Genomic DNA, 18424 nt, shown 5'->3' on the forward strand with positions numbered 1-18424 from the left:
GTGGAACTCTCAGAAAGTGAGATGGCCGAAATCCTCGTCCTCACCGGCGAGCGCAAGAAGGGCCCTGCGATCCGCCGCCTGATGGAGGAGGCACTGCAGCAGCGGCGCCGCGCCCAGATCGCCCAGCGGTTCATCAGTGGCGAATGGGGCGTGGAGCTGGAGAGCTTCGAGGCCGACCAGGAACGCGAGCGCCAGCGGGATCAGGAGATCGCCTCATGACCCTGCTGCTCGACACCAGCCTCTGGGTCGACTTCACCCGTGCCCGCAGCCCGGCTGCGCTGAAGCAGTTCATCGCGCCCTTCGTTCTCGACCCTGAAGCCCACCTGGCTGAACCGGTGCTCTTCGAGGTGTTGCGCTCGGCCCGGCCGGAGGAGGCTCGCCGGTTGGAGGCCCAGTTCGCCACCCTGCCTACGCTCCCCACCCCGGCAGACCTCTGGCAGCGTGCGATCGCCCTGGGTCAGGCCTGCCGCCAGATCGGCCGCACGGTGCTCAGCCTTGATCTGCTGGTGGCCGGCGTGGCTCTGCACCACAACGCCGTGCTGGTGAGCTTCGATGCCGACTTCGAGGCGATTGCCTCGGTGAGTGAGCTGCGGCTGCAGCGTCTGAACCGCCCTGCCTGATCCCATGACCACCCACCCCGTCAAACGCCGCAAGAAGCTGATCGAGGTTGCCATCCCACTGGAGGCGATCAATGCAGCATCGGCGCGGGAGAAGAGCATCCGCCATGGGCACCCGAGCACGTTGCACCTGTGGTGGGCGCGGCGGCCGCTGGCGGCGGCGCGGGCGGTGATCTTCTGCCAGACGGTAGATGACCCCTCGGCAGTGCCGGAGGAGTTCCCCACGGAGGAGGAGCAGGAGAAGGAGCGGCTGCGGCTGTTCGCCCTGATCAGTGAGCTGGTGCTGTGGGAGAACACCACCAACGAGCAGGTGCTGAACCGAGCGCGAGAGGAGATCCGCCGCAGTTGGCGCCGCTGCTGTGACGACAACGCTGACCATCCAGAAGCAGCCGAGCTGTTCAACCCAGAGAAGTTGCCAGGCTTCCATGATCCCTTCGCCGGTGGTGGGGCGCTGCCGCTTGAGGCGCAGCGGCTTGGGCTGGAGGCCTACGCCAGCGACCTGAACCCGGTAGCGGTGCTGATCAACAAGGCGATGATCGAAATACCCCCGAAGTTCGCGGGCATGCCGCCGGTGAATCCGGACAGCCGGCGCAAGCTGGATGTGCAGACCTGGAAAGGCGCCCAGGGGCTAGCGGAAGACGTGCGCTACTACGGCCAGTGGATGCGCGACGAAGCGGAGAAACGCATCGGCCACCTCTACCCGAAGGTGGAGGTGACCGCCGAGATGGCGAAGGACAGGCCCGACCTGAATCCCTACGTGGGGCCTCCTGAGAAAAGCCACATCCACTGCAGCGCAATGGATGTGAGCAGTTTTCTCGGCTAAAATGTACGAGATTGGGCTCGTTTGCGCCCAAAAGCCGCCCAGAGTTTTCCACATGTACCGACGTGAGCATCGTGATCAGCTCTCGTTCGAGGACTTCTTCCTGCCGTTTGGAGGAAAGCTCTCTGGTGACAATCGCTGGATCAAGCTGGCTGAGCTGATCCCATGGGATGAGCTGGAAGGTGACTATGCAGCTCAGTTCTGCAAGGGCTTTGGCGCCCCGGCAAAGCCATTTCGCATGGCACTGGGCGCCCTGATCATCAAGGCCCGCATGGGGCTGACTGATGAAGAACTGGTTGAGCAAATCAAAGAGAACCCCTATCTCCAGTTCTTCATCGGCCTGGAGGCATTTCAGTACTCGGCTCCGTTTGACCCATCAATGATGGTGTACTTCCGGAAGCGGCTGCCAGATTCGGTCGTGAATGACTGCAATGAACGAATCGTGCGTCACGGTCTGAACGTGATCCGTTCGTCTGCAGTTGATGAGCACGACAGCAGCGATGGAGGCGGAGCCGGGAGCGCAGCTGATCAGAAGATTGAATCCAAAACGCCACGGCCAAATCAGGGGTCACTGCTGATTGATGCGACATGCGTTCCGGCAGATATTCGGCATCCAACGGATCTCTCGCTGCTCAATGAAGGCCGAGAGCTCACCGAGACTCTGATCGATGCCATGTATTCGCAGGTCAGAGAGTCCTTTGGTCACAAACCACGAACGCATCGGAAGCAGGCCAGGCAGCAGTTCCTCGCCGTGGCCAAGAAAAAACGCCCTCGGTTTCTCAAGATCCGCAAAGCGATCAAGCAACAGCTTGGGCATCTCAAGCGCAACCTTGCCAACATTGACGCCCTGACAGCCTGTGGCGCAAGCCTTCTGGCGGCTGGGCGGCATGCCTATCAGAAGCTGTTGGTTGTCAGTGAGCTGGTCCGCCAGCAGAACATTCTCTATCGCTCAGACACCAGAAGTATTCCCGCTCGCATCGTCAGCCTCTGTCAAGCGCACATCAGGCCAATTGTTCGCGGCAAGGCGAGGTGCAATGTTGAGTTCGGCGCCAAGATCTCACTTTCTGTCACCGATGAAGGATTTGCTTTCCTGGATCGGCTGAGCTTTGACCCCTACAACGAAGGGGAAGATCTGAAAGTTCAGGCCCAAGCCTATCGTCGTCGATACGGCTGCTATCCGGAGGTGATCTGCGCTGATCAGATCTACCGCACAAGATCAAATCGGGCATTCTGCCAGCGTCACGGCATTCGGCTGAGTGGGCCTCGTCTTGGTCGCCCGAAGAATGATCCGGAGTTGGTGGCAGCCGAGAGGCGGCAGTTCGTTGATGATCAAAGGCGGCGCAATGCTGTTGAAGGCAAGATCGGTCAAGGCAAGCGTCGCTATGGATTGGGATTGATCCGAGAGAAACTGCCGGCAACACAGGGTTCATCCATCGCGATGAATGTCCTGGTCATGAACCTCCAGAAGCTCCTGGAGCTTCTTTGTCTCTATTTTGTGCTCTGCTGGCAACTCTTGGTCTCCGCCGCACGGGCTCTGAGCTCCAGCAGCAGAGAGCTGAGTTGTCAGCTCAGCGGGGCCTGAGGATCACTCAGAGGTCGCCCGGGCAGGCTCATTGTGGTGCGCATTGCCCGCGGCTCACTTTCTCAGGAGGCCCTACGTGGGCCAGAAACTCACCGTGATCGCGTGGATCTGGTCGAGGACGGTGAAGAGCCCGAACCCTGCGTTTTCGAACGTGGACGTGCCTCTGGCCTCCACCTTCATGCTCTCTACCAAAGCGGGTAAAGAGGCCTATGTGGATCCGGTGGTAGCTTCCGCTGCCTAATGTCAGGGAACGCGATTGAACCAAGCCACATCAAATCCGAGGCACAAGCAGGTCGCATGGGTGCTCGGTTAATGGCGATTGTGGCTGAGGGCATCCGAGAGCGTGTTTATCTCAATCCATCACATGAGCAAGAGGACATCGCCAAAAATGCTCAACCTTTCTGGAAGCCCGATGTCGAGTTCTTCCAGCAAGCCCTTGGCTTCCGAGTCGGCAACTACGGCATGACCCGATGGAGCGATCTCTTTACTGATCGCCAGCTAGTGGCCCTTGCCACCTTCTCCGACATAGTGCAAGAGACGCAAGCAAGGGTTTGGGAGGATGCGTCTTCTGCGGGTTATTCAAATGACGAAACCCCTTTGTTTAATGGAGGAGTTGGGGCTGCAGCGTATCGAGACTCGGTGGTGATGTACTTGAGCTTCTCAGTAAGCAAGGCCCTAGACAGGAACACAACTCTGTGTACATGGGAGCACCGCATGGACCGGATGGGGCATACTTTTCAGAGGCAATGTCTACCCATGACATGGGACTATGTTGAGACCAATCCCATTGGAGGTGCTGGCGGCGACATCTACGGGACAGCCCATTCACTCTGCGAAGTCCTGGACAAGTTGTTTGAAAAACCCAGCCAAGGAACTGCCGCACAGTTCGACGCCCAATCTCAAGATCTGAGTAATTTTAGGATTGTCTCAACAGATCCTCCTTACTATGACAACATTGGCTATGCGGACCTCTCTGATTTCTTCTATGTTTGGCTGCGCCGTTCACTAAGGGCTGTCTTTCCTGATCTATTCGCGACTTTGACTGTCCCCAAGGCTGAGGAGCTGGTGGCCACGGCCTATCGCCATGGCGGCAAGGATAACGCCGAAGATTTCTTTCTCTGTGGCATGACGCAGGCGATGCAACGCATCGCCGAGCAGTCACATCCGGCATTTCCTGTCACGATCTACTACGCCTTCAAGCAATCTGAGATGAAGACTGCTGCCGGTACCGCGAGCACAGGATGGGAGACCTTCCTGGCAGCGGTGATCAATGCGGGGTTTGCACTAGATGGCACCTGGCCGATACGAACGGAGCTGGCCAACCGCATGCGAGGGATGGATTCCAACGCCCTCGCCACCAGCGTTGTGCTCGTCTGCCATCGCCGGTTGGACTCGGCGCTCACTCTCTCGCGCAACGAATTCCGTCGCCAACTCCGCCAGGAACTTCCCAGGGCCCTGAAGGAGCTGGAACGCGCCAACATCGCCCCCGTCGATCTTGCTCAGGCGGCGATAGGCCCCGGCATGGCCATCTACAGCAGCGCCAAGGCTGTGCTCAATCCTGACGACAGCCCCATGAGCGTGCGAGAGGCCCTGATCGAGATCAATGCCGCCCTCGACGACTACCTCTCCCAGCAGGAGGGCGATCTGGATGCTGACAGCCGTTTCGCCCTCACCTTCTTCGAGAGCTTCGGCTACACGGAACGCGACTTTGGGGATGCGGAGGGCCTGGCCAAGGCCCGCAACGTCTCCGTGGCTGGCGTAGCCCAATCTGGAATTCTCCGTGCCGTTGCCGGCAAGGCCTGGCTGTTGCGCCGGGAACAGCTCGATGTCGACTGGGATCCATCCCGCGATGAGCGCCTCTGCGTCTGGGAGGCCACCCAGCACCTTATCCGCAGGCTGGAAGAAGGAGGAGAAGCCAATGCCGCCGAACTCCTTGCCCAGTTGCGCGCCTTGCCTGGCCATGGCGAGCTGGCCGACAACTGCCGCGCTCTGGCCTACCGCCTCTATAACCACTGCGAGAAAACCAAGCAGGCAGAAGAAGCCCGCGCCTACAACGGCCTGGTGATCGCCTGGCCCGAGCTGGAGCGGTTGGCAGCCGCCCAGGGCATCGAAACCGCTGTTCAGGCCTCCCTGATCTGATCTCGCCATGGCCCTCTCCAACCGCGACCGCATCAGCAAGGCCCTGGAGCTGCTCCGCGATGGCCTGTTCCCATACATGAAACGGGAGCTGGACAAGAGCATCGGCTCGGGCTGGCAGAACAACCTGTCCTCCAACAGCAGTCTCCAGGACGTGTCGGTGCTGCTCAAGCTGTTCATGGACCACTGGGCCGGGGTGTTCAAGCAGCAGCTCAGCTCCTCGGATCGCTCCTACGTGAGCGAACTGCTGGTGGCGCGCAACCGCTGGGCACACCAGGAAGCCTTCTCCTCCGACGACACCGACCGCACCCTCGATACGGCTGCGCGGCTGCTCACCTCGATCGCTGCTCCTGAACCTGCCGAAACCCTGCGCACCATGCGTGAGGAGCTGCAGCAGCAGGTGTATGCCGACCGTGCCCGCAACCGGATCCGCTACCAGAGCACCACCCAGAACCAGGTTGCCCCTGGCCTGGTGCCCTGGCGGGAGGTGATCACCCCCCACCCCGATGTGATCAGCGGCAAGTACCAGCAGGCCGAGTTCGCCGCCGACCTCGACCAGGTGCGCCGTGGACGCGGCAGCCGGGAGTACACCGACCCGGTGGAGTTCTACCGCCGCACCTTCATCACCTCCGGCATGAAGGAGCTGCTTCGCATCGCCCTGCAGCGCCTCAACGGCCAGGGCGGTGATCCGGTGATCGAGCTGCAGACCAACTTCGGCGGCGGCAAGACCCACTCGATGCTGGCGCTCTACCACCTCTGCTCCGGCACCCCCCTCGCCAACCTCCCGGGCCTTGATGAGGTCTGCTCGGAGGTCGGTATCCACAGCGTCCCCAAGGCCGCGCGGGCGGTACTGGTAGGCACCGCCTTCAGCCCCGCCGAACCCAGCCGCAAGCCCGACGGCACGGTGGTGAACACCCTCTGGGGCGAGATGGCCTACCAGCTCGGTGGATCGGAGGGGTATGAGCTGATCGCCAGCAGCGACAAGCAGCGCGTGGCACCCGGTGCCCAGGACATCGCCGCGCTGTTCCGCGCCTACGCCCCCTGCCTGGTGCTGGTGGATGAGTGGGTGGCCTACGCCCGTCAGCTGGTCCGCAGTGTCGACCTGCCTGCCGGCACCTACGACTCCCAGGTGTCCTTCGCCCAGGCGCTCACTGAGGCCGCCAAACAGGTGCCCAACATGCTGCTGCTGATCTCCGTGCCCCAGAGCACCAACGAGATCGGTGGCAGCGATGGCGAGAAGGCCCTCGATGGCCTGCGCAATGTGGTGAACCGGGTGGCCTACGAGTGGCGCCCCGCCACTGGCAACGAGGGCTTCGAGATCGTGCGGCGGCGGTTGTTCGAGACGATCACCACCCGCGAGGGTGGCGCCTCCCGCGATGCGGTGGTGCGCGCCTTCACTGACATGTACGCCAGCCAGCGCGCTGAGTTCCCCGCCGAAACCCGCGAGGCCGAATACCGCGACCTGCTCACCGCCGCCTACCCGATCCATCCCGAGCTGTTCCGCCGTCTCTACGACGACTGGAGCACCCTTGATCGCTTCCAGCGCACCCGTGGCGTGCTGCGACTGCTGGCCAAGACGATCGAAGGCCTCTGGAACGGCAACAGCAAAGACCTGCTGATCATGCCCAGCTCGGTGCCGATGGACGACATCGAGGTGAAGAACGAGCTGATGCGCTACCTCGACAACCAGTGGGAGCCGATCCTCTCGGTCGACGTGGATGGCCCGGAGTCCACCCCGGCGCGGCTCGACAGCGACAACCCCAACTTCGGCCGCGTCAGCGCCTGCAAGCGCGTGGCCCGCAGCCTCTACATCGGCACCGCCCCCGACGCCGAAACTGAGCGCAAGGGCATCGGTGATCAGCGCGTCAAGCTGGCCTGCGCCATGCCCGGCGAGCCGATCCACGTGTTCGGCGACGCGCTGCGCCGCCTGGCGGATCGCGGCCGCTTCATCCAGCAGGACGGCGACCGCTACTGGATCGATACCCGCCCCAACCTCAATCGCACCGCCGAGGAGTACCGCGAGAGCTATCTGCGCAAGCGGGACGAGCTGAACGCCGAGCTGAACCAGCTGCTGGCCAAGGAGGCTGGCCGGCGCGGCTCCTTCTCCGGGCTCCATTCCACCCCCGCCGATTCGGGCGAGGTTCCCGACGAGCCCGCCACCCGGCTGGTGTTGCTCCCGCCCCAGGCCACCCACACCCGGGGCGTGGACTTCAGTGAGGCAAGGCATTGGGCCGCGAGCTGTCTGCAGAGCCGGGGCAATGCCCCACGACTGTTCCAGAACACCCTGGTGTTCCTGGCCCCGGATGAGAAGGCGATCGAAGACCTCTACCAGGCACTGGCCGACCGCCGCGCCTGGCAGCGCATCGCCGACCACGCCGAGGAGATGAACATCACCGTGGCGCAGCGCAACCAGGCCATCAGCAAGATCGAGGACGCCACCCACGCCATCAGCCTGCGCATTCCCGAAACCTGGTGTCACCTGCTGGTGCCGTTCCAGAGCGAACCCGGCCCCGGCGGTGCGTCCTGGGATGAACGCCGCCTCAGCGGCGGCAAGGGCAGCCTGGGCGAGCGCGCCAGCCAGAAGTGCGAGCAGGAAGACCTGCTCTTCTCCTCCCTGGGAGCCCGCCGCATCCGCCAGGACCTCGACCGCTTCCTCTGGAAGGACCGCGACTCCGTGAGCGCCCGCGAGCTGGTGGACTGGTGCCGCAAGTACCTCTACCTGCCTCGGATCAGCGGTGACCATGTGATCCTCGATGCCCTGGTGAGCGCCGGTGCTGCTCTCACAGGCGAGGCCACCTTCCACCTTGCTGATGGATTCGATGAGGCCAGTGGCCGGTACTCGGGCCTGCGCCACCAGTCGGCTTCCAGCAGCCGGCCTGCGAGCCTCAACACCCTCCTCGTCAAGGATGAGGTGGCGCAGGTGCAGATCCAAGCGGAGACGAAGGCTGCTGCTGAGGCCGGCGCTGCTGCCGCCATTGGCTATACCCCAGACACACCACCTTCAACGGCCCCTGTTGGCGGTGTGAGCGTGTCTCCAGGCATGGGGGTTGCCCCTCCGCCGCCACCACCACCACTGAAACCTTCCCTGCCCACCACCTACACCGCTTCGCTCAAGCTCGACCCGGTGAAGGCCGGTCTTCAGATGGGGCAGTTCCTCGATGAGGTGATGTCGCACCTGCAGGCACTGCCGGGTGCAGAGATCGAGATGTCGTTGGAGGTGCAGGCTCGGGTACCCAACGGCATCGCCGAGGCCACGGCACGGATCGTGCTGGAGAACTCAGCGGCGCTGAAGGTGGATAAGCCGGGGTTGTATTGAGCGCCAGATGAGTCTTGTCGAACAGTTCCAGGCATGGGCGGATCAGTTGGTCGATCTCTCCGGCCGCAACGACCTGATCAGCTTCCGCCAGACCAAAACCAGCACCCTCACCCTTTCCCCAGAGGCAGCCGCTCGTCTGCAGCGGGGCCAGTGGTGTCTGGTAAGGGATCTCTTCGACCTGGTGGAGAAGGGAAATCGTTCTCTCATCCGCAGGGTGCTCACCATCGCGGAAGACAATGCGGAGCAGCTCGGAGTCGAAACCCTCACCTTCATCTCGGGTTTCGCCGAGTGGTCCGCAGAAAAGATCACTCGCCCTCAGGCACCGTTTCTCCTCATGGATGTGAAGGTTCGCGGTGCAGGCTCGAATCTGGATCGCTGGGAGATCGCTCTAGACACCGAGGCCAGTGAGATCAATCCCGTGCTGCTGCAATACCTGCGAGGGGTCGCAGGGTTGAAGGTGTCTGACGAGGCCCTCGATGAGGCCCTCGATACCTCCCCGGAAGCAGTTCAGGAGCTGCTTTCAGCAGCAGCGCCGGCGGAGCTCGGGCTTCACTTCACATCAGGCCTGTTCATCAAGAACCTCACCTACCAGAAGCTGCCGATGGTGGAGGACCTCCGACGAGCCACCGATGCCCTCTCCAACCACAAGGTGATCGCCTCCCTCGCCGGCGACCAGAACGCCACGGCTTCCCTGCAGAAGCTCACAGCGAGCTGCCCCCGAACGGCGCCGAACCACACGCCCAGCCGTGAGGAATTTCTGATTCTCGATGCCGATGCTTCCCAGCACTGGGCGATCAACACGGCACTGGAGGGTCAGAATCTGGTGATCGAGGGGCCTCCAGGCACCGGGAAGAGCCAGACGATCGCCAATCTCATCGGCGCCTTCATGGCTCGCGGCAAAAGCGTTCTGTTCGTCGCCGAGAAACGTGCCGCCATCGATGCGGTCAAGAAGCGCATCGACAAGGCAGGGCTGGGGGAGCTCCTGCTGGACCTGCACGACTCCAGTGTTCTGCGCGCCCGCCCGGCCCAGCCTTTCGCCCAGGCTTTGGAGGCACTCGCGCAGGTCCCTGATGTTGATTTGGAGCCTGCCCACCAATCGCTCGACGTCGTTCGCGAACGGTTGCTGGCACACAGTGAGGCTCTGCACGCCACCCGGGAGCCTTGGCGTTGCTCCTACCACGAAGTCGCCACCATGCTGCTCAGCAGCGGCACATTGGATCCAGAGCCCTTGCGCCTGACCCAGTCAGAGCTGCAGGGGATCGATCGGGCCGGCATCCTCCGCATCTCCCAGCTGATCAACAACCTCGGCACGCTTCCCAGTGCCCAGGTCCTCAAACCCAGCTGGATCTTCTGCGTAGCTGTCCGCTCCGGCGCCCTCGCCGACGCTCAGATAGTTCAGGAACTCCTGGACCGAGCCGATGCTCTGAAGCCATCCGTTCGTCAGCTGAACGACTGGCTGGAGCACGCCTCCCCGCGACTCCGCAATCGCGAAGCACTCACTCTCTCTGCCGCCTCCACGATCACCAGTCAACTCGGCGAGCTTCTCGGACCCTGCGCCGCCGCTGTGGATGTTTACCGCCTGCTCTCACTGCCGCCTGCAGAGCGCAGCAACCTGGCCGACCAACTCGCCAAGGGATACAAGGCGGGTCTCCTTGGCGGCCTGTTCAACAGGGAGCGCAAGTCGGCCATTGACCAGGCCCGGAACCTCAGTCGCAACGGCGATCTCTTCCAGGTGGAGCGGGCCTTGGAGCTGATCCGCCAGCTTGAGGCGCCGATGGTGCGCATTGGTGAGATCCCCGGAAGTGGCGCCTTGATGAAGGCCATTGATGCCATCACGGCCCATCTGCAGTGGCTGAGCGCCCGGGGTGTGGTGTCCATTCCCGAAGCTGCCTCAATCAACTCGTTGCTGGCGCTGCTGGAGGCCACCCAGGACAGCCGAAGGCTGCTGATCAAGGCCCCAGCCATCGCCCAGCGCCTCAATGAACTGGAAGCTGCTGGTGCAAGCCGGGAGGGGCTCCTTCAACAGGTAGCCGATCGGCTCAGTCAGGGGATGTCGAGCGAAAAGCTCGCCAGATCCGCACGACGCGGCTGGGCTCTTCAAGTTGAGGAGAAGATCTCCCTGCTGGACCCACGCCTCACCGAAGCGACGCGCCGCAATCTTGACTCGCTCGTCAGGCGCTTTCGCGAGACCGACCGCAAGGTCATTGCAGCCAAGCCCCTCAAGATCAGGCGGCTGGTTGCGGAGCGAGCCCATGCCATTCGTCTGCAGCCGGAAGGGCAGAAGCAGGAGCGTCTGATTCGGGGAGAGGCACTGAAGCGCCGCCGGAAAGGCCGGCTCAGTGCAAGGCGGCTGTTCGAAGCTGCGCCAGACCTGCTCACGGCCCTGAAACCCTGCTGGGCGATGAGCCCCCTGGTGGTCTCCCAGAACTGCCGGCCGATCGGCAGCACTTTGATGTAGTGGTCTTCGATGAAGCCAGTCAGATCGTTCCCCATGAAGCCGTCACCGCCATCCTGCGTGGCAAGCAGGTGGTGGTAGCCGGCGATTCCAAGCAGCTCTCTCCTACCAGCACCTCCTTCTTCTCCACCCGTGCCGAAGAAGAGGATGATGACCCCGCTGAGCGGGATGACGTCTCCGAATACGAGGTCGATGCCGTCAAGGAGGCAGAGTCTTTGCTTGAGGCCATGAAGGCTTCACTGCCCAGGCTCACAGGCACACGCACGCTGCAGTGGCACTACCGCTCGGAGGACGAGCGGTTGATTGCCTTCTCCAACGCTCACCCCGACCTTTACGACCGCAAACTGATCACCCTCCCTGGGGCTGCTTCCCAGGAACCGTTTCGCTTCCATCTGGTGCAGGGCAGTCAGGCTGATGTGAGCGGTGCCTCGCCCAATGCCGAAGTCTTGCGCACGGTTGAGCTCGCCGTCGATCACCTCAGAGAACGCCCAGAACAAAGCCTGGCGGTGATTGCCTTTGGTCTTAAGCATGCCACTCGCATTCAGAAGGCCTTCGAGGCCCGTCTGGATGAAATTGGCGAGATTGCCCTGCATCCAAAGGATCGGCCTGAGGAGAAGTTCCGCATCCGCAACCTGGAGACGATCCAGGGTGATGAACGGGATGTGGTGATCATCGCTACCGGCTACGGACTCACGACAACCGGAAAACCCAGCTATGCCTTTGGCCCCATCAACAATGATGAGAATCTCCAAGGCCTGCGCAGGTTGAATGTCGCCATCACGCGAGCTCGACGCTCGGTGGAGGTTGTCACAACAATCAACCCCGACCTGTATGACACTAACCGGCTAACGAGAATCGGCAGCAAGGCCTTCATCGACTACTTGGTTTCGCCCGCAGCGGCGGAGATGACCTTGGAGACCTGAGGCTTGAACGCGAGCCAATGAATCCCTTTGAACAAGACATCCACGATGCCCTGAGAGCTCAGGGTCTGATGCTTGTTCCCCAGTACGGTGTGAGTGGCTACCGGCTCGATTTCGCCGTACAGCATCCCGATGAGCCTGGGTGTTTTGTCTTGGCGATCGAGGCTGATGGTGCGGCCTATCACGCTAGTGATACTGCTCGTGACCGTGATCGCATCCGCCAGGAGCATCTGGAGCGCCTCGGCTGGCGGTTCCACCGCATTTGGTCCACGGAGTGGCTCCACAACCGGGAGAAAGAGATCGAGCTCGCGGTAGAGGCCTATCACCGGGCTCTTGCTGCCCTGAGTTCGGGCGTGTCGACACCAGTCACGTCAACGTCGGAAGACTCGGCAGTCCCAACTTCCACGCCACCACTTCCAAGCGCTGAGGGCTTCTTGGGGCCTCCTGAGAAAGTGAGCCGCGGGCAATGCGCACCACAATGAGCCTGCCCGGGCGACCTCTGAGTGATCCTCAGGCCCCGCTGAGCTGACAACTCAGCTCTCTGCTGCTGGAGCTCAGAGCCCGTGCGGCGGAGACCAAGAGTTGCCAGCAGAGCACAAAATAGAGACAAAGAAGCTCCAGGAGCTTCTGGAGGTTCATGACCAGGACATTCATCGCGATGGATGAACCCTGTGTTGCCGGCAGTTTCTCTCGGATCAATCCCAATCCATAGCGACGCTTGCCTTGACCGATCTTGCCTTCAACAGCATTGCGCCGCCTTTGATCATCAACGAACTGCCGCCTCTCGGCTGCCACCAACTCCGGATCATTCTTCGGGCGACCAAGACGAGGCCCACTCAGCCGAATGCCGTGACGCTGGCAGAATGCCCGATTTGATCTTGTGCGGTAGATCTGATCAGCGCAGATCACCTCCGGATAGCAGCCGTATCGACGACGATAGGCTTGGGCCTGAACTTTCAGATCTTCCCCTTCGTTGTAGGGGTCAAAGCTCAGCCGATCCAGGAAAGCAAATCCTTCATCGGTGACAGAAAGTGAGATCTTGGCGCCGAACTCAACATTGCACCTCGCCTTGCCGCGAACAATTGGCCTGATGTGCGCTTGACAGAGGCTGACGATGCGAGCGGGAATACTTCTGGTGTCTGAGCGATAGAGAATGTTCTGCTGGCGGACCAGCTCACTGACAACCAACAGCTTCTGATAGGCATGCCGCCCAGCCGCCAGAAGGCTTGCGCCACAGGCTGTCAGGGCGTCAATGTTGGCAAGGTTGCGCTTGAGATGCCCAAGCTGTTGCTTGATCGCTTTGCGGATCTTGAGAAACCGAGGGCGTTTTTTCTTGGCCACGGCGAGGAACTGCTGCCTGGCCTGCTTCCGATGCGTTCGTGGTTTGTGACCAAAGGACTCTCTGACCTGCGAATACATGGCATCGATCAGAGTCTCGGTGAGCTCTCGGCCTTCATTGAGCAGCGAGAGATCCGTTGGATGCCGAATATCTGCCGGAACGCATGTCGCATCAATCAGCAGTGACCCCTGATTTGGCCGTGGCGTTTTGGATTCAATCTTCTGATCAGCTGCGCTCCCGGCTCCGCCTCCATCGCTGCTGTCGTGCTCATCAACTGCAGACGAACGGATCACGTTCAGACCGTGACGCACGATTCGTTCATTGCAGTCATTCACGACCGAATCTGGCAGCCGCTTCCGGAAGTACACCATCATTGATGGGTCAAACGGAGCCGAGTACTGAAATGCCTCCAGGCCGATGAAGAACTGGAGATAGGGGTTCTCTTTGATTTGCTCAACCAGTTCTTCATCAGTCAGCCCCATGCGGGCCTTGATGATCAGGGCGCCCAGTGCCATGCGAAATGGCTTTGCCGGGGCGCCAAAGCCCTTGCAGAACTGAGCTGCATAGTCACCTTCCAGCTCATCCCATGGGATCAGCTCAGCCAGCTTGATCCAGCGATTGTCACCAGAGAGCTTTCCTCCAAACGGCAGGAAGAAGTCCTCGAACGAGAGCTGATCACGATGCTCACGTCGGTACATGTGGAAAACTCTGGGCGGCTTTTGGGCGCAAACGAGCCCAATCTCGTACATTTTAGCCGAGAAAACTGCTCACATCCATTGCGCTGCAGTGGATGTGGCTTTTCTCAGGAGGCCCTTCTTGGTGGTCCCACAGCAGGATGCTCCCGCCAGGGACGAGCGGCCTAAGGTTAGCCTGAAGTCCACCATTAATGACTATAGCGATCAGGAGCTAGAAGCGCTCATCCTATGGTTGCAGTCAGATGGAATCCTGCGCAGTGATGATGAAATTATTGCTTCCATCTTGCCCGAATTGGGCTTTAAGCGCCGAGGGGCACGCATCGTTGCTCGACTTGCCGATGTTATTGCTCGTTGCAGAAAGAGCGGTCTCGTGACCTGAATGGAAATCGGGCTTCTTTCTGAAGATGCTATATGGAAGTAGAAGGGTCCATTGGGCTAAAGGTAACAACCTGGCCTTGCCTGAAATGCATCAGGAATCAAGGTGCCCAAGCAGCCTACCGCTTGCCTCATCCTCTCAGATGCGGCAATGCTGAGGTCTTCAAAGGGACGAGCCAGACGGGCGGGTAGTTGCTGGCCCACCCGCGCACGAATGCAGCAGATAGGCTGATATGAGCACTTGCCGACGATGCATTGCGCCACTTCGAGGGTTGGCATTACTGAGGGAATGTGTTTTCCTGAACTTCCTGAAGGCTAACAAGAATAGCCGACAAGTCTGAATCAAGACTGGACTTGATATCCTCAATCTCTGACTTAAGATTCCACATGGCCGAAAGCGGGTCGACCCAGTTCAGCTCCGTTTTTATCTGCTCCAGGCTCATCACGATATCCTGGTTCTGCGCCTGAATAGCCTCCAGTGAGCTGGCGATTCTCTCAAGATAGGCTTCCAAGTTGTCCATCATGGAACTGAAAAAACTGCCTTAGGCTAGATGATCGATCTTTGGTTGGGTCCTGGCCACCAAGATCCGTTCCGCCAGGCTCAGTCTCGTCAGCGGATGCGCCCTCAGGCGGGTCGCGGAGCCTTCTCTCGCTGAATTTGCTGATTCCCGTCTTCAGCCCCCAGCAGTCGCTCATATCTTGCTGCTGCGTCCCCCTCTGACAGGAAAGTTGACGCCTCTCCATCTCGACTACTTCAACCACCAGGCGGCTTGATGGAGCAGACCGATGCGTCGTTACAGCGAAGCCGACAGGGCTGATGTCTACCGTTGGATGGGGCTTCCCCATCGCCTGAGCGTGGCCGATATCTCTCAGGATGTCAGATGTCAATCAGATTCGGCAACAATTCATTGATGCAAAGCGGCCCTCAACCAGATTGTCGTCAGAAAGTTGGCTCCTTCTCTTTCGTATTGCTGGGGCTGAACAATCTTCTGAATCCCTTTTATAAACTCCCCCACTCCCACTGGTTAGACTGGGGTAGCGGCAGTGGAAACTGTAGTTAAGCACGGGTCGCCTGATGAGGATGACGGATACTGTGGGTAGAACGTGTGCCTATATCTGCCATCCTAATCCACATTCTGACGTGATCTCCTTTATCGGTCCAGCTCGCTCCAGGGAGGATGGTCGCAGTCGTTCGTCGGCTCAAGTTGCTGCTGTATAAGCCCCTACTCTCATGCACCTGGACCAATACCGGGGAGCTACGTCAACAGTAGATATTGGGCCGGCATGGTTTCCATGTTGGCGCTGTTGCTGCAACGGCGCAGGCCGGTGTTCCCACTGTCGTGCCCCCTGAAGGTCGGCTCGATGCTTGTAAGGACCGCTCAGTCCCTGGGATCGCCATGCACCCAGTCCAGCCGTAGACCTTGGACACCGGAGAGAAGCACTGCTGCAGGCTTCCTGCCATCACTCTCGTGATCCAGTCCCCAGCTGCCGAACATCTCCAGCAACCGCCGCTCCTCCTGTGGTTCCCCCCACCAGCATTGAGTCTCTAGGTCCCACAGGATCCGGTCGAAACCAGGTCCCATCCCGATCGGCCCGGCAGTTGGCACGAGTAACGTCCCCCGCACCAATACCTCCACATGGTCGCCTTTGGAGGGCCGCCACTCCACTGGCATGCCTTCAGGTAGGAGGAGCATCCCCAGGACGGGCCCAGGGTCATCGGCTGCTATTACATGCGTCGGCTCTCCCGGTGAGGCATCGCTGAGCCCTCGTACAGGTCCACCTGGGGTGATGCCCGCGGCCGCTGCAATGGCCTTGATACTTTTTTGATTTCTTCCTTGAGGGCTTCCAGGGAGCAGGTACCGCTGCGCCAATGTGACGCTATCAAGCCTCACCCGGCGGAAGGCCCAAGTGCTTTCACCACGCTTCTTGGACGGCCGGCCCCGCCTGGAAGGGGGGCTGGACACCACAGAGAACGCTAAGCCGTCTTCGCCCTTGATTGGCTTGCCGGTGGTCGGATCCTCCAATAGTGTTAATCCAACCTTGCCAGATCTGCTAATAGCGGCTCTGGCAAGTTCCCGAATATAGCGATCAGTGAGGTGGAGCTCCTGAGCCAAATCTTCCACACACAGATCAGATTCGGCAGCCATCTCAGGGTGAACACCTCAGACGCCTGCATGCTACCGAAAGCGCCTGCAGGGGCGATTAGTTCACGCGGAATTCACGCGAGTCGCTCTGCAAGCGACTTCGGGGCCAGTTACTGCAGTTAATCTTGGCCCCGACGCCCCGCCTTACAAGCAGGATGTCGCTGGTTCGAACCCGGCATCGCGCATCGCTGGCAGACTCCGGATTGGTGCGGGACTGCCACAGCAGAGTTCAGCCCCTCCGGAAGCTTCGATAATGGCATTGTTCTGCGCGTGATGGCGCCCCTCAGAGGCTGAAGCGGGGATCAAACCAGTCGTTCGCCGGCTTGTGCAGGCCAAGCCTCCGCCATGGCAGACGCAGCTCAGGTCGTGATCTCCAGATTGCCCATCATGCCCAGTTCCTCATGGTCGAGGATGTGGCAGTGGTACACCGTGCGGCCAGGGAAGTCGGTGAAGCGGGTGCGGATCCGCACCGTTTCGCCGGAGCGAACCAGCACCACGTCCATCCAGGCGCGGTAGGGCTCGGGGCGGCCATTCCGGCTGATCACCTGGAACGGATTGATGTGCACATGGAAGGGGTGATCCATCACGCCGGTGTTCACCAGGTCCCAGTCCTCGGTGTCACCCAGGCGCACCCGGGTGTCGGTGCGGTGCGGCGCATAGGGGCGGCCGTTGATCAGGAACACCATTCCCATGCCGGGAGCCATGCCGTGATTCAGCTCGAAGCGGCGGCTGCGCACAGGCGGCGGCAGGGGCTCCACCGGCAGCAGCCGCTCGGGCAGGGGCTGGGGAGCAACGGCTCCTGCGTAGGTGAGCGTGGCGATCGCGATCTCAGCCTGCGGCTGGAGGCCTGAGCCCGCACCGAATCCCGCACCGAACTCCGCACCGCGTCCAGGCCCCATGCCCATGCCACCGCGCGGGCCCATCCCCATGCCACCCCTCCTTCCGCCCATCCTTCCGCCGGCAGCGCGGGCGTACGGCAGGTTGAGCAGCCGGTAGCGGCCACCGGCCCGGCTGGCCTGCACCAGCACCTCGGCCCGCTCGCCGGGCGCGAGCAGCAGCTCCCTCAGGGCCACGGGGGCCTCCAGAGCGCCGCCATCCGTGGCGATCAGATGGAAGGGATGGTCCTCCAGCGCCAGGCGCCAGAAGCGGGCATTGGAGCCGTTCACGATCCGCAGCCGCAGCAGAGCGCCGGCGGGAACCGTGAGGTCAGGATTCACCTGCCCGTTCACGGTGAGGGCCGAACCCTCCCGTCCCAGCATCCTCCCCCGGCCCATCCCCCTGCCCATCGCGGCGTTCTCCCAGCCGACGGGGAGATCCTTGAGGAACAGCACCTGCTCCTGGGCCGCCCCCACCTCGGGAATGCGATCGAGAGCGCCGCGCACGATCAGCACGCCGCCCAGGCCACCGAACACCTGATCGGCCACCGTGCCGTGGCGGTGGGGGTGGTAGTAGAAGGTGCCCGCCGGATGGTTGGCCGGCAGCTGGAAGTCGTAGGTCTGGCTGGCGCCGGGAGCGACGCTGAGAAAGACGTTGTCGGCCTGACCGCCGGGCGGGATGTGAAGCCCGTGGTAGTGCAGGTTGGTGGGCTGATCGAGCCGGTTGTGCAGCCGGAGGCGCACGGCATCCCCGGGCTGCAGTTCCAGCAGCGGCCCGGGCAGCAGGCCGTTGTAGGTGAGTGCCCGCTCTGGCCCACCGGGGATGGAAACCGCCGTCTCCTCGGCGGTCAGGTCGAGCTCGAGCAGGCCGCCTCGGGAATTCAGGCGGGAGCTGGTGGCCGCAAAGAGAGGCTGTGAGCGGCGAGGATCACCGGAGCGCCCCAGCAGCACGGCCCCTGTGGCAGCGGCCGTGGCCCCGGCAGCCAGGGTGAGGAAGGAGCGTCGGCCGAAGGGGTGTCCAGGCATGGAATCAGGCCCCGAGCTGCTGGGTCGGTCACACCCCGCCGTGGCCGGGGCGCGATTGGCAGCAGCACTGCCGGTGCCGCCTCACCTTCAACCCTAGGGTCCTCATCCCGAGGAGAGTCAAGGG

13 protein-coding genes are annotated in these 18424 nt (G+C 61.5%); 10 read left to right on the forward strand and 3 right to left on the reverse strand.

Annotated elements, in window-relative coordinates; genetic code table 11:
• Nucleotides 1-21 precede the first annotated feature (21 nt).
• The 9 genes from CBM981_RS11735 (at nt 22) to CBM981_RS16230 (ending at nt 12328) form a co-directional block, all read left to right on the forward strand.
• Nucleotides 22-219: a hypothetical protein gene (locus CBM981_RS11735; RefSeq protein ID WP_172820883.1), complete on the forward strand. Its 198-nt coding sequence runs from the start codon at nt 22-24 to the stop codon at nt 217-219.
• Nucleotides 216-620 (forward strand): PIN domain nuclease, encoded by a 405-nt coding sequence (locus CBM981_RS11740; RefSeq protein ID WP_087068558.1) that lies wholly within the window; start codon nt 216-218, stop codon nt 618-620. The genes CBM981_RS11735 and CBM981_RS11740 overlap by 4 nt, the downstream gene beginning before the upstream one ends.
• Before the next feature lie 4 nt (nt 621-624).
• The gene (locus tag CBM981_RS11745; protein WP_087068559.1) at nt 625-1440 is read left to right on the forward strand and encodes a DUF1156 domain-containing protein; all 816 of its coding nucleotides are present in this window, start codon (nt 625-627) and stop codon (nt 1438-1440) included.
• A 52-nt stretch (nt 1441-1492) separates the two neighbouring features.
• A complete protein-coding gene (locus CBM981_RS11750) occupies nt 1493-3019 on the forward strand; it encodes an IS5 family transposase (protein WP_225867339.1) in 1527 nt (508 codons plus the stop codon).
• Between the two features lie 312 nt (nt 3020-3331).
• The gene (locus tag CBM981_RS15940; RefSeq protein WP_157665435.1) at nt 3332-5158 is read left to right on the forward strand and encodes a DUF1156 domain-containing protein; all 1827 of its coding nucleotides are present in this window, start codon (nt 3332-3334) and stop codon (nt 5156-5158) included.
• Between the two features lie 7 nt (nt 5159-5165).
• Nucleotides 5166-8471, forward strand: a complete 3306-nt coding sequence (locus tag CBM981_RS11760) for a DUF499 domain-containing protein (protein WP_087068561.1) — start codon at nt 5166-5168, stop codon at nt 8469-8471.
• Nucleotides 8472-8478: 7 nt separating this feature from the next.
• Nucleotides 8479-10929: an AAA domain-containing protein gene (locus CBM981_RS11765; RefSeq protein WP_087068562.1), complete on the forward strand. Its 2451-nt coding sequence runs from the start codon at nt 8479-8481 to the stop codon at nt 10927-10929.
• The gene (locus CBM981_RS11770) at nt 10929-11849 is read left to right on the forward strand and encodes a DEAD/DEAH box helicase (protein ID WP_087068563.1); all 921 of its coding nucleotides are present in this window, start codon (nt 10929-10931) and stop codon (nt 11847-11849) included. Before CBM981_RS11765 ends, CBM981_RS11770 begins: the two co-directional genes overlap by 1 nt.
• 68 nt (nt 11850-11917) lie before the next feature.
• Nucleotides 11918-12328, forward strand: coding sequence for a DUF559 domain-containing protein (locus CBM981_RS16230; protein WP_369801698.1), 411 nt, complete (start codon nt 11918-11920; stop codon nt 12326-12328).
• Nucleotides 12329-12356: 28 nt separating this feature from the next.
• Here CBM981_RS16230 and CBM981_RS11780 read toward each other — a convergent pair whose 3' ends face one another.
• Nucleotides 12357-13883, reverse strand: coding sequence for an IS5 family transposase (locus tag CBM981_RS11780; protein ID WP_225867339.1), 1527 nt, complete (start codon nt 13881-13883; stop codon nt 12357-12359).
• Between CBM981_RS11780 and CBM981_RS15405 the strand changes: the two genes are divergently transcribed.
• Complete coding sequence (locus tag CBM981_RS15405) at nt 13882-14259, forward strand: hypothetical protein (protein ID WP_157665436.1); 378 nt, start codon at nt 13882-13884, stop codon at nt 14257-14259. The genes CBM981_RS11780 and CBM981_RS15405 overlap by 2 nt on opposite strands.
• A 274-nt stretch (nt 14260-14533) precedes the next feature.
• On the opposite strand, the gene CBM981_RS11785 is transcribed toward CBM981_RS15405, so the two are convergent.
• Both CBM981_RS11785 and CBM981_RS11790 read right to left on the reverse strand, forming a co-directional pair.
• Nucleotides 14534-14767, reverse strand: coding sequence for a hypothetical protein (locus CBM981_RS11785; protein WP_172820884.1), 234 nt, complete (start codon nt 14765-14767; stop codon nt 14534-14536).
• A 1991-nt stretch (nt 14768-16758) separates the two neighbouring features.
• Nucleotides 16759-18300 (reverse strand): multicopper oxidase family protein, encoded by a 1542-nt coding sequence (locus CBM981_RS11790; protein ID WP_087068566.1) that lies wholly within the window; start codon nt 18298-18300, stop codon nt 16759-16761.
• Nucleotides 18301-18424 lie beyond the last annotated feature (124 nt).

Origin of the sequence: Cyanobium sp. NIES-981 (assembly GCF_900088535.1) — a bacterium.
Taxonomy (GTDB): Bacteria; Cyanobacteriota; Cyanobacteriia; order PCC-6307; family Cyanobiaceae; genus NIES-981.

Bases quoted from the DNA above. Each gene is read 5' to 3' on its own strand.
- CBM981_RS15405 (WP_157665436.1), top strand. From the start codon at position 13,882: ATGTGGAAAACTCTGGGCGGCTTTTGGGCGCAAACGAGCCCAATCTCG.
- CBM981_RS11765 (WP_087068562.1), top strand. From the start codon at position 8,479: ATGAGTCTTGTCGAACAGTTCCAGGCATGGGCGGATCAGTTGGTCGAT.
- CBM981_RS11760 (WP_087068561.1), top strand. From the start codon at position 5,166: ATGGCCCTCTCCAACCGCGACCGCATCAGCAAGGCCCTGGAGCTGCTC.
- CBM981_RS11780 (WP_225867339.1), bottom strand. From the start codon at position 13,883: ATGTACCGACGTGAGCATCGTGATCAGCTCTCGTTCGAGGACTTCTTC.
- CBM981_RS15940 (WP_157665435.1), top strand. From the start codon at position 3,332: ATGGCGATTGTGGCTGAGGGCATCCGAGAGCGTGTTTATCTCAATCCA.
- CBM981_RS11745 (WP_087068559.1), top strand. From the start codon at position 625: ATGACCACCCACCCCGTCAAACGCCGCAAGAAGCTGATCGAGGTTGCC.
- CBM981_RS11750 (WP_225867339.1), top strand. From the start codon at position 1,493: ATGTACCGACGTGAGCATCGTGATCAGCTCTCGTTCGAGGACTTCTTC.
- CBM981_RS11735 (WP_172820883.1), top strand. From the start codon at position 22: ATGGCCGAAATCCTCGTCCTCACCGGCGAGCGCAAGAAGGGCCCTGCG.
- CBM981_RS11790 (WP_087068566.1), bottom strand. From the start codon at position 18,300: ATGCCTGGACACCCCTTCGGCCGACGCTCCTTCCTCACCCTGGCTGCC.
- CBM981_RS16230 (WP_369801698.1), top strand. From the start codon at position 11,918: ATGCTTGTTCCCCAGTACGGTGTGAGTGGCTACCGGCTCGATTTCGCC.
- CBM981_RS11740 (WP_087068558.1), top strand. From the start codon at position 216: ATGACCCTGCTGCTCGACACCAGCCTCTGGGTCGACTTCACCCGTGCC.